Genomic DNA, 14,547 nt, shown 5'->3' on the forward strand with positions numbered 1-14,547 from the left:
GGCCCTGCCGCAGAGAGTAGATGCGACTGAATTGTCGCCAGGGATTCGAATGAGCCAAACCGCAACGGTTATCGCTCAACCTTCGAACGCGTCGATCGAGGCGCGGCCGCCGCGCGAGACCAACGCCTCATCCGCGGACGGCGCCGCTTCCGCCGTGTCGCGAAAGCGGTTGGTGATGGGGTAGCGGCGGTCGCGACCGAAATTGCGGCTCGAGACCTTCACACCCGGCGCGGCCTGCCGGCGCTTGTATTCGGCCCTCGCGAGCAACTGGTCGATCCGCACCACGGTGTCGCGATCGAAGCCGGCGGCGACGATCTCGGCCAGCGGCTGCTCCTTCTCCACCAGCCGTTCAAGGATGGCATCCAGCACATCGTAAGGCGGCAGCGCGTCCTGATCGGTCTGGTTCTCACGCAGCTCCGCGCTCGGCGGCCGCGTGATGATACGTTCGGGAATCACCGCGCCTGCCGGCCCCAGCGCCCCCTCCGGCTTCCAGCCGTTGCGCAAGGCGGCGAGGCGAAACACCGCGGTCTTGGTGATGTCCTTGATCGGATTGAAGCCGCCATTCATGTCGCCATAGAGCGTGGCGTAGCCGACCGACATCTCGGACTTGTTGCCGGTCGTCACCAGCATCGCCCCTCGCTTGTTCGAGAGCGCCATCAGGATGGTGCCGCGGGTGCGCGCCTGCAGGTTCTCCTCGGTGACATCGGGCGAAAGACCGGCGAACGCACCCGACAGGATCTTTTCAAAGCCTTCGACGGCCTCCGCGATCGGCAGCACCTCGTAGCCGATGCCGAGATTGGCCGCGAGCACCGCGGCGTCGTCTTGCGAGATTTGCGCCGTGTAGCGATAGGGCAGCATCACGCCGCGCACGCGATCTGCACCGAGCGCATCGACGGCCATCACGGCGCAGAGCGCGGAATCGATCCCGCCGGAGATGCCGAGCAGCACCTCGGCAAAGCCGTTCTTGCTGACATAGTCGCGCAGGCCAAGCACGCAGGCAGCGTAATCGGCCTCGTCGCCTTCGGGCAGACTGGCAACCGGTCCTGCGCAATGCCAGGTGTCCCCGTCCCTGGTCCAGGTCAGGGTCGTGATGCTTTCAGCGAAGGCAGGCAGTTGCGCCGCGACCGATAGGTCCGCGTTCAGCACGAACGAGGCGCCGTCGAACACCAACTCGTCCTGCCCGCCGACCTGGTTGAGATAGACCAGCGGCAGGCTGCTCTCGGTGACGCGGGCCACCGCGACCGAGAGCCGCAGATCGTTCTTGTCGCGGCTATAAGGCGAGCCGTTCGGGACCACGACGATCTCGGCACCGGTCTCGGCCAGGGTCTCGACGACGTTTTCGTAGTCCTCCGACTCCTCGAGCCAGATGTCTTCGCAGATCGGCACACCGATGCGCACGCCACGCACGCTGACTGGACCGGCCGCAGGTCCTCGCGCGAACAGCCTCGCCTCGTCGAACACCCCGTAATTCGGCAAGTTCGCCTTGAAGCGCAGGGCGGCAATCCGCCCGTCAGCGAGCAGTGCGCAGGCATTGTAGAGCCTGCCCTCCTCCACCCAGGGCGTGCCGATCAGCATCGCCGGACCGCCATCGGCGGTCTCCCGTGCCAGGTTCTCGATTGCTGCACGACAGGCCGCTGGGAATGCCGGCTTTGCCACCAGATCCTCCGGCGGATAGCCCGCGATGAACAGCTCCGGCAGCACCATGAGGTCGCTGCTATCAGCCGCAGCTTTCACACGCGCCGCGCGCGCCTTGGCAGCATTGCCCGCGATGTCTCCGACAGTCGGATTGAGCTGCGCCAGCGTGATCCTGAAACTGTCCGCCGGTGCGCTCATGGGATCGTCACCTCAGAGAATGCCGAACCGCTCGGCGAGCGCGAACAGCCAAAAGCTGCCGGCCATCAACAGCGCGACGCCCACCGCAGCCGAGCCGAGATCCTTGACCCGACCGATCTGCAGGTCATGGTCGGTGGTCAGGCGGTCGGCAAGCTTTTCGATCGCGGTGTTCAAGAGCTCGACCACCAGCACCAGCATGACCGTGCAGAACAGCTCGACCGAGCGCATCGGCGTCGCGCCGATCACGTAAGCGAGCGGCAGCGCCAGCAGGAGCGCGACAACCTCCTCGCGCACCGCCTGCTCGGAGCGGACCGCGAACATCAGCCCATTGCGCGAGTTGAGCGTCGCGCGCCAAAGTCGCAGCACGCTACAATCCCGCAACCGCCGGCATCGGCGCGGCCTTGCCGCCGCGCTGCTGCTTCAACAATTCGGCGATCAGGAACGCCATGTCGATCGACTGTTCGGCATTGAGGCGCGGATCGCACACCGTGTGATAGCGGTCGTTGAGATCCTCGTCGGTGATGGCCCGGGCACCGCCGATGCATTCAGTGACGTCCTTGCCGGTCATCTCCAGATGGATGCCGCCGGCATGGGTCCCCTCCGCCGCATGGATCGCGAAGAACGCCCTCACCTCGGACACGATGCGGTCGAACGGCCGCGTCTTGTAGCCTGAGGTCGAGGTGATGGTGTTGCCATGCATCGGGTCGCACGACCACACCACCTTGCGCCCCTCGCGCTTGATGGCGCGGATCAGCCCCGGCAAGTGGTCGCCGACCTTGTCGGCGCCGAAACGGTTGATCAGGGTCAGCCGCCCCGGCTCGTTGTCCGGGTTGAGCACGTCGAACAGCTTCAACAGCTCATCCGGCTTCAGCGACGGGCCGCATTTCAGCCCGATCGGGTTCTTGATGCCACGGAAATACTCGATGTGGGCGTGGTCGAGCTGGCGGGTGCGGTCGCCGATCCAGATGAAATGGCCCGAGGTCGCGTACCAGTCGCCGGTGGTGGAATCGACCCGGGTGAAGGCCTGCTCGTAGCCGAGCAGCAGCGCCTCGTGGCTGGTGTAGAAATCGGTGGCGCGCAGCTCCGGATGGCTCTCCAGATCGAGGCCGCAGGCGCGCATGAAGTTCAGCGCCTCCGAGATGCGATCCGCGAGCTCCTTGTAGCGGCGGGACTGCGGGCTATCCTCGACGAATCCCAGCATCCATTGATGCACGCTGCCGAGATTGGCGAAGCCGCCGGTGGCGAACGCGCGCAACAGATTCAAAGTCGCGGCCGACTGCCGGTAGGCGTCGAGCTGGCGCTGCGGATCGGGGGTACGCGCCTGCCGCGTGAAGGCGATGTCGTTGACGATGTCGCCGCGATAGCTCGGCAACTCGACGCCGCCCATCTTTTCGGTCGGCGAGGAGCGCGGCTTTGCGAACTGGCCGGCGATGCGCCCGACCTTCACGACCGGCACCGCGCCGGCATAGGTCAACACGACCGCCATCTGCAGCAGCACGCGGAAGAAGTCGCGGATGTTGTTGGCGCCGTGCTCGGCAAAGCTCTCGGCGCAATCGCCGCCTTGCAGCAGGAAGGCCTCGCCGGCAGCCACCCGCGCCAGCGCCTTCTTCAAATTACGGGCCTCGCCGGCGAACACCAGCGGCGGGAACGTGGCGAGCTGCGCCTCGACCTCGGCCAGGGCCTTTTTGTCAGGATAGACCGGCATTTGCTGGACCGGCTTGGAACGCCAGCTCTCCGGGGTCCACCGCTCGGACATCGCCTTCCACTCCTTCAAGCAAAAACCGCAGGTTTTCCGTCACTTGCGGAGGCCGCCTTATACACAGCCCGCCCCTGAACTGCCACTTGGATTTAGGTGATCAGGGCAAAGCATTGCAACAGAAGGCGTATTCCATTCTGCTCCCTAGCGAGAGGAGCTGGAGTTGAGCTTGCAGCCGATCTTCGTCCTCACGAGCGCACGCGATACTGCGCCTCGTGCTGCGCAAGGCCCCCGACGAACCGCTCGCTGTGCCGCCGCTGCCGGCTCATTTGAGCAGCCAAGCGAACGCGTTGCGGAGAACCGCGGCACCGTTGGTCTCGTGCCACTTGCCGTGCGCGATGACGATCCGCTCTGGATGCCACGCGATCATGGTCTCGACCGCGGCGCGCAGTTGCGCGCGGTGCCGCCACGTGAAGGTCAGACCCAGGTCGCGCGGCAACCCACCATAAGGCGGCTTCACGCCGCCGATCCAGGTCAGATAGGTCATCCATCCGCGGCCGACCTTGGCCGGCTCGAAATTCTCGATCAGGTCGGTCAGGATCAGCGTGCGCGATGCGAGATGAAAGAACTCGACCTCGGTCATGTAGCTGCCGACGACCGGCAGCGTGGCGATCTCCTCGTCCCACGGGTACCCATCGGCATGATAGAGCGGCAGGCTAGCAAAGCTGATCCGGCGCTCCGTCTGCTTGTCCGCCTGCTCGCGAATGCGCGGCGCCAGATAGACCAGCGCGTCGGGAAAGGCGGCGTGCCATTCCGGAAGCCACCAATAGTGGATGCGGTTGGGGCCGATGAGAAAGCGCACCCGGCCTTCGCGTTCGATCTGTGCGCGCAAGTCCGGCGTGAGCGGCGTCGGCGAATGCACGAACAATCCGCCTGACACCAGGCGGATCACCGTCATTCGGGTCGGAAATGGAAGTTTCAGCCCGGGAGGTCCGAACCGGATGGTCGGACCGTCCACGATCCAGATGCCGTCGGCGATCGGCTTCAAGGTGTTCAGCGGCGGATAGGTCTCCGTCGACGCGCTGTGCGCCATCCCAAGCTCTCCTGCCCCCCCTGCTGCACCGGCTCAAGCGCCGGCGCAGACGGCGGTTCCGAGGCATGGTGCCAGGCGGATGCCGTCAGGTCTCCCCGCTTGACGTTCTCATAACTCTCTGGTTATACATCAATCCATAATCAATGAGTTATTGATCAGATGTCGAACAGCCCCGACCTCCTGTTCAGGACGCTCGCCGATCCAACCCGGCGCGCCATCTTCGAGCGCCTGTGCCGCCAGGGCGAGCAGACCGTCGGGGCGTTGACCGCTTCGGCCGGTGTCTCGCAGCCCGCGGTTTCCAAGCATCTCGCGATCCTGAAGCAGGCTGGACTGGTGAACGATCGCCACGAAGGCCGCCAGACGCATTACAGCGCGCAGCTCCGCGCGTTGAGGCCGCTGATCGACTGGACCCAGCGGATGACCGGCTTCTGGGAGAGCCGGTTCGACGACCTCGAAAATCTACTCAGGAGGATGGACCAATGACCGATACCGCGACCGATACACGCACCGTTATCGTCGAACGGGATTTTCAGCATCCGCCCGAAAAGATCTGGCGCGCGCTCACCCAGCCGCATCTGATCGCGGAGTGGCTGATGAAGAACGACTTCCAGCCGGTCGCGAACCATCGCTTCACGCTGAGTGCGGACTGGGGCGCCGTCGCTTGCCAGGTGACGACCATCGAGCCGAACAGGACGCTGTCCTACACCTGGGCGGCGCTTGGCCTCGATAGCGTCGTCACCTGGACGCTCACGCCGACGCCTGCGGGCACTCGTCTGCGCATAGAGCAAACGGGCTTCCGGTCCGATCAGCGGCAGGCCTATCACGGCGCCCGCCATGGCTGGCCGAAGTTCTTCGACAATCTGGAGCAAGTGCTGGCGCGGGAGGACTGAGTGGCCACAAACGATCGCCCACTGACTGCAATCGGTTACGAGGAGAAGCTCGAGTTCAGCTGGAGCCGTTGGATGAGGCAGGGCCACCGCTGGATCTCGATCGCCTTCGTCGTTGCCGTCATCATCAACATCATTGCTCAGATGCAGGGGCAGGCAGCAGTGTGGATCGGCCTCCTGGCATTGATCCCGCTGGTCCTGCTGCTGCTGACCGGCCTTTACCTCTTTGCCTCGCCATACACGACAGCGCGGCGCGCGGGACGCATCGGCTGATGGGAGCACGAGCGATGACGGGCACACCATCCAAGGCCGCCAAGAAAGCCGCAAAGGCAACCACCGACGACTCCCCTGCCCGGATGATCGACGCGCGCATCGCAGAGCTCGACGACTGGCGCGGCGAGAGGCTGGCGCGGATCCGAGCCCTGATCAAAGAAGCCGATCCAGATGTCGTCGAGGAATGGAAGTGGCGCGGCGTTCCCGTATGGTCGCATGGCGGGATCATCTGCACCGGCGAGACCTACAAGTCGGTGGTGAAGCTGACCTTCGCCAAGGGCGCCGCGCTGGACGATCCGTCAGGCCTGTTCAATGCAAGCCTCGACGGCAACGTCAGGCGTGCGATCGATGTTCGTGAAGGCGACAAGATCGATGAAAAAGCGTTCAAAGCCCTCATCCGCGCCGCGGTGAAGCTGAACACGTCGAAGACCAAGCGCTGAGCCTACGCGACAGTCCGGCAGACTGCAGCCTCAACACGATGCATCCAATGTCCCTCGACCTCATTGAAGTGAGAGCTAAAATTCGGTTGCTGCCAAGTGCGGAGAGCGGCCGGACCCAACCTGTACGCGGCAGCTACCGCCCGAACCACAATTTCTCCGGCGCGGACAATCGCGATATGACCGTCGGAGTCATCGACCTGCCCGAAGGTATGGACCTGCATCCAGGCGAAAGCATCGACCTGCTCGTCAAGTTTCTGAACTGGCCGGGTCTCGACAGTCAGATCTATCCCGGGCGTGAGTGGCGCATCCAGGAAGGCTCAAAGCTGGTAGGTATCGGGACGATCATTGAGATAATGGGTACCGACCCGCGAAGTCGGTAGTTCTCGCTTGGCCCGATGCAGAGGCGAGCCCTACTCCGCCGCCTGCCTCACATGCCGCTCGGTCACTGTGCGCATCGTCACCAGCTCTTCGGCGGCGGTCGGATGCAGCGCGATGGTGGCGTCGAAATCGGCCTTGGTCGCCTTCATCTTCACCGCGATCGCGATCGCCTGGGTGAGCTCGGCGGCCATGTCGCCGACGATGTGGCAGCCGAGCACGCGATCGGTCGCCCCGTCGACGACGAGCTTCATCAGCACGCGGGTGTCGCGGCCGGAGAGTGTCGCCTTGATCGGCCGGAAATTGGTCTTGTAGATGTCGACGCGGTCGTAGAGCTCGCGCGCCTGGGTTTCGGTCAGGCCGACGGTGCCGACCTCGGGCTGGCAGAACACCGCGGTCGGAATGTTGTCGTGGTCGACCCGCACCGTCTTGTTGCCGAAGACGGTGTCGGCAAAAGCGTGGCCTTCGCGGATCGCGACCGGCGTCAGGTTGAAGCGATGGGTGACGTCGCCGATCGCATAGATGCTCGGCACCGAGCTCTTCGAGAAATGATCCACCGCGATGCCGCCGTTCACCGGATTGATGGCGACCCCGGCCTTCTCCAGGCCGAGATTGGCGACGTTCGGATGGCGGCCGATCGCGAACATCACCTTGTCGGAGGCGATGCTCGATCCGCTCGACAGATGGGTGGTGTAATCAGCGCCGTGCTTCTCGACCTTGGTGACCGTGCAGCCGGTCAGGATGGTGATGCCTTCCTTCTCCATCTCGGCGCGGACATGCTTGCGGACGTCCTCATCGAAACCGCGCAGGATGTTGTCGCCGCGATAGACGACGGTCACGTCGGAGCCGAAATTGGCGAAGATGCAGGCGAATTCCAGCGCGATATAGCCGCCGCCCTGAATGACGATCCGGCGCGGCAGCTCGTCGAAATGGAACGCCTCGTTGGAGGAGACGACGTGCTCGATGCCGGGGATCTCCGCGCCGTGATTGGGCGCGCCGCCGGTCGCGATCAGGATATATTTGGCGCGGACCTTCTCACCGGTCGTCAGGCGGACCGTGTGAGCGTCTTCCAGCACCGCGCGGGTCTTGACGATGCGGGCGCCCGACTTCTCGACATTGGCGGTGTAGGCCGCCTCGAGCCGCGCGATCTCCTTGTCCTTGTTGGCGATCAGCGTCTTCCAGTCGAAGGTCGCTTCCGGAATGGTCCAGCCGAAGCCGGCCGCATCCGCAATCTCCTGGCGGACATGGGAGCCGATCACGAACAGCTTCTTCGGCACGCAGCCGCGGATCACGCAGGTGCCGCCCATTCGGTATTCTTCGGCGACCATCACCCGCGCGCCATAGCCGGCGGCGATGCGGGCGGCGCGTACGCCACCCGACCCGCCGCCGATCACGAACAGGTCGACGTCAAATTCAGCCATCTCGCCCTCGACCTGTTCGCGCAGCGATCAGATCTGCTTGCCGCGCTTCTTCATCTCGGCGCGGAATTGCGCGGTGACCGTATCCTCGAAAGTGGCCGCCCACTGGTTCATCGCCATCATGCTCAATTGGATAGCCTTGGGCTCGTTCGCAAGCAGCTTCTGGCCGAGCGGCGATTTGTAGAAGGTGACGAGATCCTTCATCTCCTGGTCGGAGAACTCGTTGCAGTAGATCTGCGCCATCTGCTCGCCGATCTCCTTCTCCTTGCCGGCGAAGGCCTGCGCCACCACCACGGCAACTTCGTCCAGGTCCTTCTGATAGTTCAGGTTGGACTGGATCAGGGTCTGCTTGGCGCGCTGCACGATGCCGGGAACCGCGTTGGCGTACATGGCGGACGCATTCTTCATCGCCAGAATCTCGCGCGCCGACGCCATGCAGGCGGGCGAAGCCGGCTTGAGCGCCGGCGGTTGCCCCTGCTGCTGCGCGGCGGCTGGGCCCGTCAAGGCCATGGCCAGAACAAAGCCGGCCGCCGGCAAGATTCCGAAAACGCTCTTCATTCCTCGTCTCCTGTGAGATTGCGGCCCCAGTGCAGGTTCAACTTGCACTAGGGCCGCTCGATAACGCGAATTCCTTGCGCGCCAGCCAGGATCGCCGTGCTGGCCAGACCGATGAACAGCCCGTGCTCGACCACACCCGGTATTGCGCTCAAAAAGCCCGCCAGACGCGGCGCATCCTGGATTTCGCCCAGGCGGACATCGACAATCCAGTGGCCGCCATCGGTGACGAAAACGTGGCCATCGCTGGCCTTGCGCAGCACCATCTGGCCCGACACGCCACTCCTTACGAAGGCATCGGCCATCGCGCGCTGCGTGGCCGCCAGCCCGAAGGGAATCACCTCGACGGGAAGCGGGTATAGGCCGAGACAATCGACCCACTTGCTCTCGTCGGCGATCACGATCATGCGATCCGACGCAGATGCGACGATCTTCTCGCGCAATAGCGCCCCGCCCCCGCCCTTGATCAGGTCGAGCGACGGATTGATCTCATCGGCGCCATCGACGGTGAGGTCGAGCCGGTCGATCTCGTCCAGCGTGGTCAGCGGCACGCCCGCAGCCGCGGCCTGCGCGCGCGTGGTCTCGGAGGTCGGTACGCCGACGACCTTCAGCCCGGCGCGCACCTTCTCGCCCAACAATTCGACGAAATGCTTGGCAGTCGAGCCGGTGCCGAGCCCGAGCTTCATGCCGTCGCGCACATGATCCAGCGCGCGCGCCGCCGCCTGTCGTTTCAAGCCGTCGATATCCACCCGCGAGATCCCACCCTTCGCCAAAATCGGGCGCATATCTAGCGATCTTTTGCCGCGGGCGATAGCGCTTGACCGACCCGAAGCCGGACAAAAATCCGCCGCCCGCCCCTTGCGCACGGACGGTCCGACCGGTAGCGGATCGGCCATGGCACATGCTCGCACCATCGTCTTCGATCTCGACGGCACGCTCGTCGATACCGCACCGGACCTGATCAGCGCGCTCAATTACGTGCTGGAGCGCGAAGGCCTGCCGGCGCTGCCCTTGGCCTCGGCGCGCAACATGATCGGCGCCGGCGCACGCAAGCTGCTCGAGCGCGGGTTGGAGGCCGAGGGCCGGATCGTCGGGCCTGAGGAGATGAACCGCCTCACCGCCGACTTCATCGACTATTATGGCGAGAATATCGCGGTGGCCTCCCGCCCTTTCGAGGGGCTGGAAATGGCGCTCGACGCGCTCGCCGAACGCGGTTGCCAATTCGCGGTGTGCACCAACAAGCTGGAATGGCTCTCCAAGCGGCTGCTTGACCAGCTCGGACTGTCGTCCCGGTTCGCGGCGATCTGCGGTGCCGACACCTTTGGCGTCGCCAAGCCCGATCCGGCGATCCTGCGCCAGACCATTGCGCGTGCCGGCGGCGACATCGGCGCGGCGGTCATGGTGGGGGATGCGGGAACCGATGTCGGCGCCGCGCGGCGCGCTGGCGTGCCCGTCATCGGCTGCACCTTCGGCTATACCGACGTACCGATCGCCGAGCTCAATCCGGACCAGCTGATCGATCACATGAGGGACCTGCCGGCCGCGGTGGAGGCGCTACGACCGGTTCAGAATGGCACCTAATCAGCTGAATATACTCTATAAACCGCCAAAGATTCCACCTTTAACCATCTGTTCATAATGGGATTGAGGCTGTTGCGCCACAGTGCGGACACTCCTATGGTCGCGCCGGGGATTGCGGCGGTTGGCCGCAGGTAGACCGGGCGGACAGATGATGCGGCGGGCGATCGCGATTGCATGTGCGGGATTCAGCCTTGCCGGCTGCTCCTCGTTTTCCATGGATATGTTGAAATCGGCGCCGCCCGAAGTCCCGGTGCAGCTCGAATCGACCCCGCCCGGCGCCGAGGCCAAGACGTCGCTCGGACCGAGCTGCAAGACGCCCTGCTCGGTGCAGGTCGCGGCGCCGGATTCCGGCTTCTCCGTCACCTTCAACCTCGACAAATTCCAGCCCGAGACCGTGCAGGTCCAGGTGATCCGCAACAGCGGCGCCTTCAACACCTCGCCTCCGGTGGTCCTGGATCCCAACCCGGTCACTGCGGAGCTGCAGCCGGCAGCGCCTGCCCCGAAGGCGAAGCGGATGCGGCCGAAGCGGATAAAGAAGCCGGCAGCGGCTGCCCCGGCCAATGCCGCTGCGCCTGCTGCAGCGCAACGCTGATCCGGCCGCGGCCGGTCCTCCGAACAACGGCTTGCGTCACCGATTGTGACACGGCGCGATCGTGACTAGATTGGGTGACGATCTCGTTTTGCCGTCGCTCGCACGGCTGCCCCGTGGCAATGTTGCCACCGCAAGGCCCCCCATGACCGTTGCTTCGCTGACCGATACCAACGCGCTGACGCGCCCCATGACCGACCCGTTCGGGCGGACCATCAGCTATTTGCGCGTGTCCGTCACCGATCGCTGCGACCTGCGCTGCTTCTATTGCATGTCGGAAGACATGACATTCCTGCCCAAGGCCGATCTTCTGACATTGGAGGAGCTCGACCGGCTGTGCTCGGCCTTCATCCACAAGGGTGTGCGCAAGCTGCGGCTCACCGGCGGCGAGCCCTTGGTGCGGCGCAACGTGATGGGGCTGGTGCGTTCGCTGTCGCGGCATCTGAAGAGCGGCGCGCTCGATGAGCTGACGATGACCACCAATGCGACCCAGCTCGCCAAATATGCCGCCGAGCTCGCCGATTGCGGCGTGCGTCGCATCAACGTCTCGCTCGATACGCTGGACCCGCAGAAATTCCGCACCATCACCCGCTGGGGCGATCTCGACCGCGTGCTCGCCGGCATCGAGGCCGCGCGTGCCGCAGGGCTTCGGGTGAAGATCAACGCGGTCGCGCTGAAGAACATGAACGAGGACGAGATCCCGGCGCTGATCGAATGGGCCCATGGCAAGGGCATGGCGCTGACGCTGATCGAGGTGATGCCGATGGGCGAGATCGGTGCCGGCCGCATCGATCAATATCTGCCGCTCTCGCTGGTGCGCTCACGGCTTGCCCAGCAGTTCACCCTGACCGATCTCGACACCACCACCGGCGGACCCGCGCGCTATGCAGAGGTCGCCGAGACCGGCGGAGTGCTCGGCTTCATCACCCCGATGACGCATAATTTCTGCGAGGCCTGCAACCGCGTCCGCATCACCTGCACCGGCACGCTGCACACCTGCCTCGGCCATGAGGACGCCTCCGACCTGCGCAAGCCATTGCGGGCCTCCGCAAGCGACGAACTCCTGAGCGAAGCGATCGACGTTGCGATCGGGCTGAAGCCCAAGGGTCACGACTTCATCATCGACCGCCGCCACAACCGCCCCAGCGTCAGCCGCCACATGAGCGTGACGGGCGGCTAGCCCGTATGATCAAAAGCGGCCCCGCTCTCTCCGTCGTCATTCCGCGGCGCCGCATAAGCGGCGAGCCCGGCGACTGTCTTAGCTGTCAAGCGATTGCTGGGTATATCGGGTGTTGTTTTTGACCATGGTGTTTGCGGTGACCAACAGCTTTCGGGCGATGGCAATGAGGGCGAGCTTGGCGGGCTTGCCCTGTTCTCGCAGGGCTTGGTAGGCGGCTTTCATTCGGGGATTGTGACGGCTGGCGACGAGGGCGGCCATGTAGAGCGCCGTGCGCACGCAAGGGCGGCCGCCCGAGATGGCGGCACGGGGCGGCGCATTGCCGGACTGGCTGACATGCGGCGCGAGGCCGGCCAGGCTGGCGACAGCCTTGCGATCGACGCGGCCAATCTCAGGCAGTTCGGTGATCAGCACAGTGGCCACGCGCTCGCCGATCCCGGGGATCGAGGTGAGGATCTCGAAGCTGCAGGCAAGCTGCGGATCGGCGGCGATCCGGCGGTCGAGTTCGGTCTCGATCTGGCGGCACTGGGTCGTCAGAACAGAGATGGTGGCACGGTGATTGTCCAATAGGAGTGGCTCGGCGGTTTGTTTCAGCCGTGTCTTCTCCATGGCGATCATTTCCGTGAGCTGGCGACGACGTGTGGTGAGGGCCTTGAGCGTCAGCTGCTCGGCGGATGGCAATGGGCGAATGGCGTCGGTCATGGCGAGAGCGAAGCGCGCAATCAGCCGCGCGTCCAGCCTGTCGGTCTTGGCACGGCGCCCTTCAAACTCACGGAATGCCTTGATGCGGCGCGGATTGACGAGACCGACCTCGAACCCGGCCGCGCCGAGAGCGCTGACGAGTTGCCGGGCATAGGGGCCGATCGCCTCCAGCACGACACGGCCGACGCCGGCCTGGGTCAACCGCTCGACCACGGCGGCAACGCCTTCGGCAGCGTTGGCAACCCGGAAAGTCTTGCCCGAGGGAGCAAGGCCGACATCAAGAAAGCGCTGACCGACATCGATGCCGGCCGCGAGCGCAAGAGACTGAGCTGTCATGGGGATCAGACCTGTATGCGAGCTACCGGAAATCGGCGCTCATGCGACTGTTCGATCAGACAAGGCAAGCGGAGACGCCCAAGCCGGGTTACGGTCGCCGAGGCAACCGGGAATCCAACGAGCTGTCTCTACCCGCCGCCACTATGACAGTGACACCCGGTCAGATACAGGAATCCATTCTTCGTGATCATCGGAATTCAGTAGTCGGATGGGGTGAGCGCGGAGATACCCATCAGCTCGACCATCGATGTGTGATTGGCTTCGCGACGCTCAACCCGTCCAACGAATTCCAACTAATTTATGCGCTCGCACAGCCACGCCTCGGTGCGATAGGGAAAGCTGATCTCTTCCTCGCGCAGCGCCGGGAAGAGATCGCGCAGCCCCCGCAGCCGCGCCTCGACCGCGCGCTTCTCGTCGTCCGGCAGCGCCGCGATGAAGCTCACCGACATGGTGCGATCGATCACGACCTGATCGAACGTGCCGACATGGCTGTTGGCGAACACGCTGCACCGAAGCGGGCTGAAGAGATCCTGCTGGTCGAACGGCTCGCGCCAGCGGCCGGTGTAGTGGCGCGGGGCATCGCCCTCATACGGCGTGATGATGGCGGTGATGGCTGCGACCCAATCGACGGACTCCTCGCGCACGTTCCAGACCAGGCCAAGCCTCCCGCCCGGACGCAGCACGCGGTGGATCTCCTGCAAGGCGCGGCCGTTCGCGAACCAATGAAAGGCCTGGGCGCAGGCCACGGCATCGAGCGACTGGTCGTCGAGCGGCATGCTCTCCGCTGTGCCGGCCAGGGCTCGGACGTCAGGACTGGAGAGCGCCAGCCGCTCGCGCATGGCATCGACCGGCTCGACCGCGACCACGTCGGCACCGGTGCGCGCCAGCAGGCGGGTGAACTTGCCGGTGCCGGCGCCGAGATCGACCACCTGCGCGCGGGGCTTGGCCCCCAGGCTGTCGCTCAGCCAGCCGAGCAGCCCGCCCGGATACTCCGGCCGGCCGCGCTCGTAGTTCGCCGATTCCTTGGAAAATCCCTGTCGTGCCGCTTCATGAACAGCCATCGGACCTCCTGCACTGCCGCAACGTGCGCCGCGATGCGCACACGGCCGGCACACTACCGTCCGGACCAAGAACCGCAACGACGACCGGTGCGAGAGCAGGCATGCAGGCCATGGGCCGCTCGGGCGTCCGAAGATGGCTCTCACCCTACTGCGTCACACGTGCCGTCATTCCGGGGCAGCCCGTCAGGGCTGAACCCGGGATCTCGAGATTCCGGGTTCGATGCTGGCGCATCGCCCCGGAATGACCGTGAAGCGGACCATGTCTCGCGCTTGTGAACGCAGTCGTACTAATCCTGAACGGCGTACTGCTTGGACAGGTGGTCGCCGATCTGGACCAGCATGGCGACGCATTCGGGATAGCCGGGCTTGTCGATCGTCGCCTGGTCGGCACTGGCGCGGAATTCCCAGGAGCTGCCGTCACGCACGATGGAAATGCGCATGCCTTCCGGACAATCGGCGTGAACCTTCAGCTCGGCAACCGCCATGGCGATCAGTTCAGCTTCGGTTTTGCTCGGCCTGCTCATCCGCTAA

The 14,547-nt window shown here is 64.8% G+C and carries 18 protein-coding genes; 8 read left to right on the top strand and 10 right to left on the bottom strand.

Annotation, left to right across the window (positions count from 1 at the left end; translation table 11 throughout):
• Positions 1-75: 75 nt before the first annotated feature.
• From QX071_RS26725 to QX071_RS26740, 4 genes are all read right to left on the bottom strand, one after another.
• Complete coding sequence (locus QX071_RS26725) at positions 76-1,833, bottom strand: NAD+ synthase (RefSeq protein ID WP_315705223.1); 1,758 nt, start codon at positions 1,831-1,833, stop codon at positions 76-78.
• A 12-nt stretch (positions 1,834-1,845) separates the two neighbouring features.
• Positions 1,846-2,199: a diacylglycerol kinase gene (locus tag QX071_RS26730; RefSeq protein WP_315705222.1), complete on the bottom strand. Its 354-nt coding sequence runs from the start codon at positions 2,197-2,199 to the stop codon at positions 1,846-1,848.
• Between the two features lies 1 nt (position 2,200).
• Positions 2,201-3,589, bottom strand: a complete 1,389-nt coding sequence (locus QX071_RS26735) for a class II 3-deoxy-7-phosphoheptulonate synthase (RefSeq protein WP_315705221.1) — start codon at positions 3,587-3,589, stop codon at positions 2,201-2,203.
• Between the two features lie 265 nt (positions 3,590-3,854).
• Positions 3,855-4,622: a DUF4336 domain-containing protein gene (locus QX071_RS26740; RefSeq protein WP_315705220.1), complete on the bottom strand. Its 768-nt coding sequence runs from the start codon at positions 4,620-4,622 to the stop codon at positions 3,855-3,857.
• 159 nt (positions 4,623-4,781) lie between these two features.
• On the opposite strand from QX071_RS26740, the gene QX071_RS26745 reads away from it, so the two are divergent.
• The 5 genes from QX071_RS26745 to QX071_RS26765 all read left to right on the top strand — a co-directional run bounded on the left by QX071_RS26745 (position 4,782) and on the right by QX071_RS26765 (position 6,602).
• Positions 4,782-5,105: a metalloregulator ArsR/SmtB family transcription factor gene (locus tag QX071_RS26745; protein ID WP_315705219.1), complete on the top strand. Its 324-nt coding sequence runs from the start codon at positions 4,782-4,784 to the stop codon at positions 5,103-5,105.
• Entirely contained in the window at positions 5,102-5,512 is a 411-nt protein-coding gene (locus QX071_RS26750) for an SRPBCC domain-containing protein (RefSeq protein WP_315705218.1), read from the top strand. The genes QX071_RS26745 and QX071_RS26750 overlap by 4 nt, the downstream gene beginning before the upstream one ends.
• Before the next feature lie 72 nt (positions 5,513-5,584).
• The gene (locus QX071_RS26755) at positions 5,585-5,782 is read left to right on the top strand and encodes a hypothetical protein (RefSeq protein WP_315705475.1); all 198 of its coding nucleotides are present in this window, start codon (positions 5,585-5,587) and stop codon (positions 5,780-5,782) included.
• A gap of 14 nt (positions 5,783-5,796) precedes the next feature.
• A complete protein-coding gene (locus QX071_RS26760; RefSeq protein ID WP_315705217.1) occupies positions 5,797-6,222 on the top strand; it encodes a DUF1801 domain-containing protein in 426 nt (141 codons plus the stop codon).
• A 47-nt stretch (positions 6,223-6,269) separates the two neighbouring features.
• On the top strand, positions 6,270-6,602 hold the full coding sequence (locus tag QX071_RS26765; protein ID WP_315705216.1) for a hypothetical protein: 333 nt from the start codon (positions 6,270-6,272) through the stop codon (positions 6,600-6,602).
• A gap of 30 nt (positions 6,603-6,632) precedes the next feature.
• Here QX071_RS26765 and gor read toward each other — a convergent pair whose 3' ends face one another.
• Genes gor through rpiA form a run of 3 tightly spaced genes read right to left on the bottom strand, consistent with a single transcriptional unit; the run spans position 6,633 to position 9,319 of the window.
• Positions 6,633-8,018, bottom strand: a complete 1,386-nt coding sequence (gene gor / locus QX071_RS26770; protein WP_315705215.1) for a glutathione-disulfide reductase — start codon at positions 8,016-8,018, stop codon at positions 6,633-6,635.
• Positions 8,019-8,045: 27 nt separating this feature from the next.
• Entirely contained in the window at positions 8,046-8,573 is a 528-nt protein-coding gene (locus QX071_RS26775; protein WP_315705214.1) for a DUF2059 domain-containing protein, read from the bottom strand.
• A 47-nt stretch (positions 8,574-8,620) separates the two neighbouring features.
• Positions 8,621-9,319, bottom strand: coding sequence for a ribose-5-phosphate isomerase RpiA (gene rpiA / locus QX071_RS26780; protein WP_315705474.1), 699 nt, complete (start codon positions 9,317-9,319; stop codon positions 8,621-8,623).
• Between the two features lie 145 nt (positions 9,320-9,464).
• Between rpiA and gph the strand changes: the two genes are divergently transcribed.
• The 3 genes from gph to moaA all read left to right on the top strand — a co-directional run bounded on the left by gph (position 9,465) and on the right by moaA (position 11,920).
• Positions 9,465-10,151: a phosphoglycolate phosphatase gene (gph, locus tag QX071_RS26785; protein ID WP_315705213.1), complete on the top strand. Its 687-nt coding sequence runs from the start codon at positions 9,465-9,467 to the stop codon at positions 10,149-10,151.
• A gap of 151 nt (positions 10,152-10,302) precedes the next feature.
• The gene (locus QX071_RS26790) at positions 10,303-10,743 is read left to right on the top strand and encodes a hypothetical protein (protein WP_315705473.1); all 441 of its coding nucleotides are present in this window, start codon (positions 10,303-10,305) and stop codon (positions 10,741-10,743) included.
• 142 nt (positions 10,744-10,885) lie between these two features.
• Positions 10,886-11,920, top strand: a complete 1,035-nt coding sequence (gene moaA / locus QX071_RS26795) for a GTP 3',8-cyclase MoaA (protein WP_315705212.1) — start codon at positions 10,886-10,888, stop codon at positions 11,918-11,920.
• 78 nt (positions 11,921-11,998) lie between these two features.
• Here the strand turns inward: moaA and QX071_RS26800 are convergent, their stop codons facing one another.
• The 3 genes from QX071_RS26800 to QX071_RS26810 all read right to left on the bottom strand — a co-directional run bounded on the left by QX071_RS26800 (position 11,999) and on the right by QX071_RS26810 (position 14,540).
• Positions 11,999-12,955: an IS110 family transposase gene (locus QX071_RS26800; protein WP_315701447.1), complete on the bottom strand. Its 957-nt coding sequence runs from the start codon at positions 12,953-12,955 to the stop codon at positions 11,999-12,001.
• Between the two features lie 293 nt (positions 12,956-13,248).
• Positions 13,249-14,016 (bottom strand): class I SAM-dependent methyltransferase, encoded by a 768-nt coding sequence (locus QX071_RS26805; protein WP_315705211.1) that lies wholly within the window; start codon positions 14,014-14,016, stop codon positions 13,249-13,251.
• Between the two features lie 287 nt (positions 14,017-14,303).
• Entirely contained in the window at positions 14,304-14,540 is a 237-nt protein-coding gene (locus QX071_RS26810; protein ID WP_315705210.1) for a hypothetical protein, read from the bottom strand.
• Positions 14,541-14,547 lie beyond the last annotated feature (7 nt).

Source organism: Bradyrhizobium sp. SZCCHNS1022 (assembly GCF_032484835.1).
Classification (GTDB): domain Bacteria; phylum Pseudomonadota; class Alphaproteobacteria; order Rhizobiales; family Xanthobacteraceae; genus Bradyrhizobium.

Excerpts from the sequence above, each read along its gene's own strand:
- QX071_RS26725 (WP_315705223.1), bottom strand. The coding sequence starts at position 1,833 with ATGAGCGCACCGGCGGACAGTTTCAGGATCACGCTGGCGCAGCTCAAT.
- QX071_RS26735 (WP_315705221.1), bottom strand. The coding sequence starts at position 3,589 with ATGTCCGAGCGGTGGACCCCGGAGAGCTGGCGTTCCAAGCCGGTCCAG.
- QX071_RS26740 (WP_315705220.1), bottom strand. The coding sequence starts at position 4,622 with ATGGCGCACAGCGCGTCGACGGAGACCTATCCGCCGCTGAACACCTTG.
- QX071_RS26745 (WP_315705219.1), top strand. The coding sequence starts at position 4,782 with ATGTCGAACAGCCCCGACCTCCTGTTCAGGACGCTCGCCGATCCAACC.
- QX071_RS26750 (WP_315705218.1), top strand. The coding sequence starts at position 5,102 with ATGACCGATACCGCGACCGATACACGCACCGTTATCGTCGAACGGGAT.
- QX071_RS26755 (WP_315705475.1), top strand. The coding sequence starts at position 5,585 with ATGAGGCAGGGCCACCGCTGGATCTCGATCGCCTTCGTCGTTGCCGTC.
- QX071_RS26760 (WP_315705217.1), top strand. The coding sequence starts at position 5,797 with ATGACGGGCACACCATCCAAGGCCGCCAAGAAAGCCGCAAAGGCAACC.
- QX071_RS26765 (WP_315705216.1), top strand. The coding sequence starts at position 6,270 with ATGTCCCTCGACCTCATTGAAGTGAGAGCTAAAATTCGGTTGCTGCCA.
- gor (WP_315705215.1), bottom strand. The coding sequence starts at position 8,018 with ATGGCTGAATTTGACGTCGACCTGTTCGTGATCGGCGGCGGGTCGGGT.
- QX071_RS26775 (WP_315705214.1), bottom strand. The coding sequence starts at position 8,573 with ATGAAGAGCGTTTTCGGAATCTTGCCGGCGGCCGGCTTTGTTCTGGCC.
- gph (WP_315705213.1), top strand. The coding sequence starts at position 9,465 with ATGGCACATGCTCGCACCATCGTCTTCGATCTCGACGGCACGCTCGTC.
- QX071_RS26790 (WP_315705473.1), top strand. The coding sequence starts at position 10,303 with ATGCGGCGGGCGATCGCGATTGCATGTGCGGGATTCAGCCTTGCCGGC.
- moaA (WP_315705212.1), top strand. The coding sequence starts at position 10,886 with ATGACCGTTGCTTCGCTGACCGATACCAACGCGCTGACGCGCCCCATG.
- QX071_RS26800 (WP_315701447.1), bottom strand. The coding sequence starts at position 12,955 with ATGACAGCTCAGTCTCTTGCGCTCGCGGCCGGCATCGATGTCGGTCAG.
- QX071_RS26805 (WP_315705211.1), bottom strand. The coding sequence starts at position 14,016 with ATGGCTGTTCATGAAGCGGCACGACAGGGATTTTCCAAGGAATCGGCG.
- QX071_RS26810 (WP_315705210.1), bottom strand. The coding sequence starts at position 14,540 with ATGAGCAGGCCGAGCAAAACCGAAGCTGAACTGATCGCCATGGCGGTT.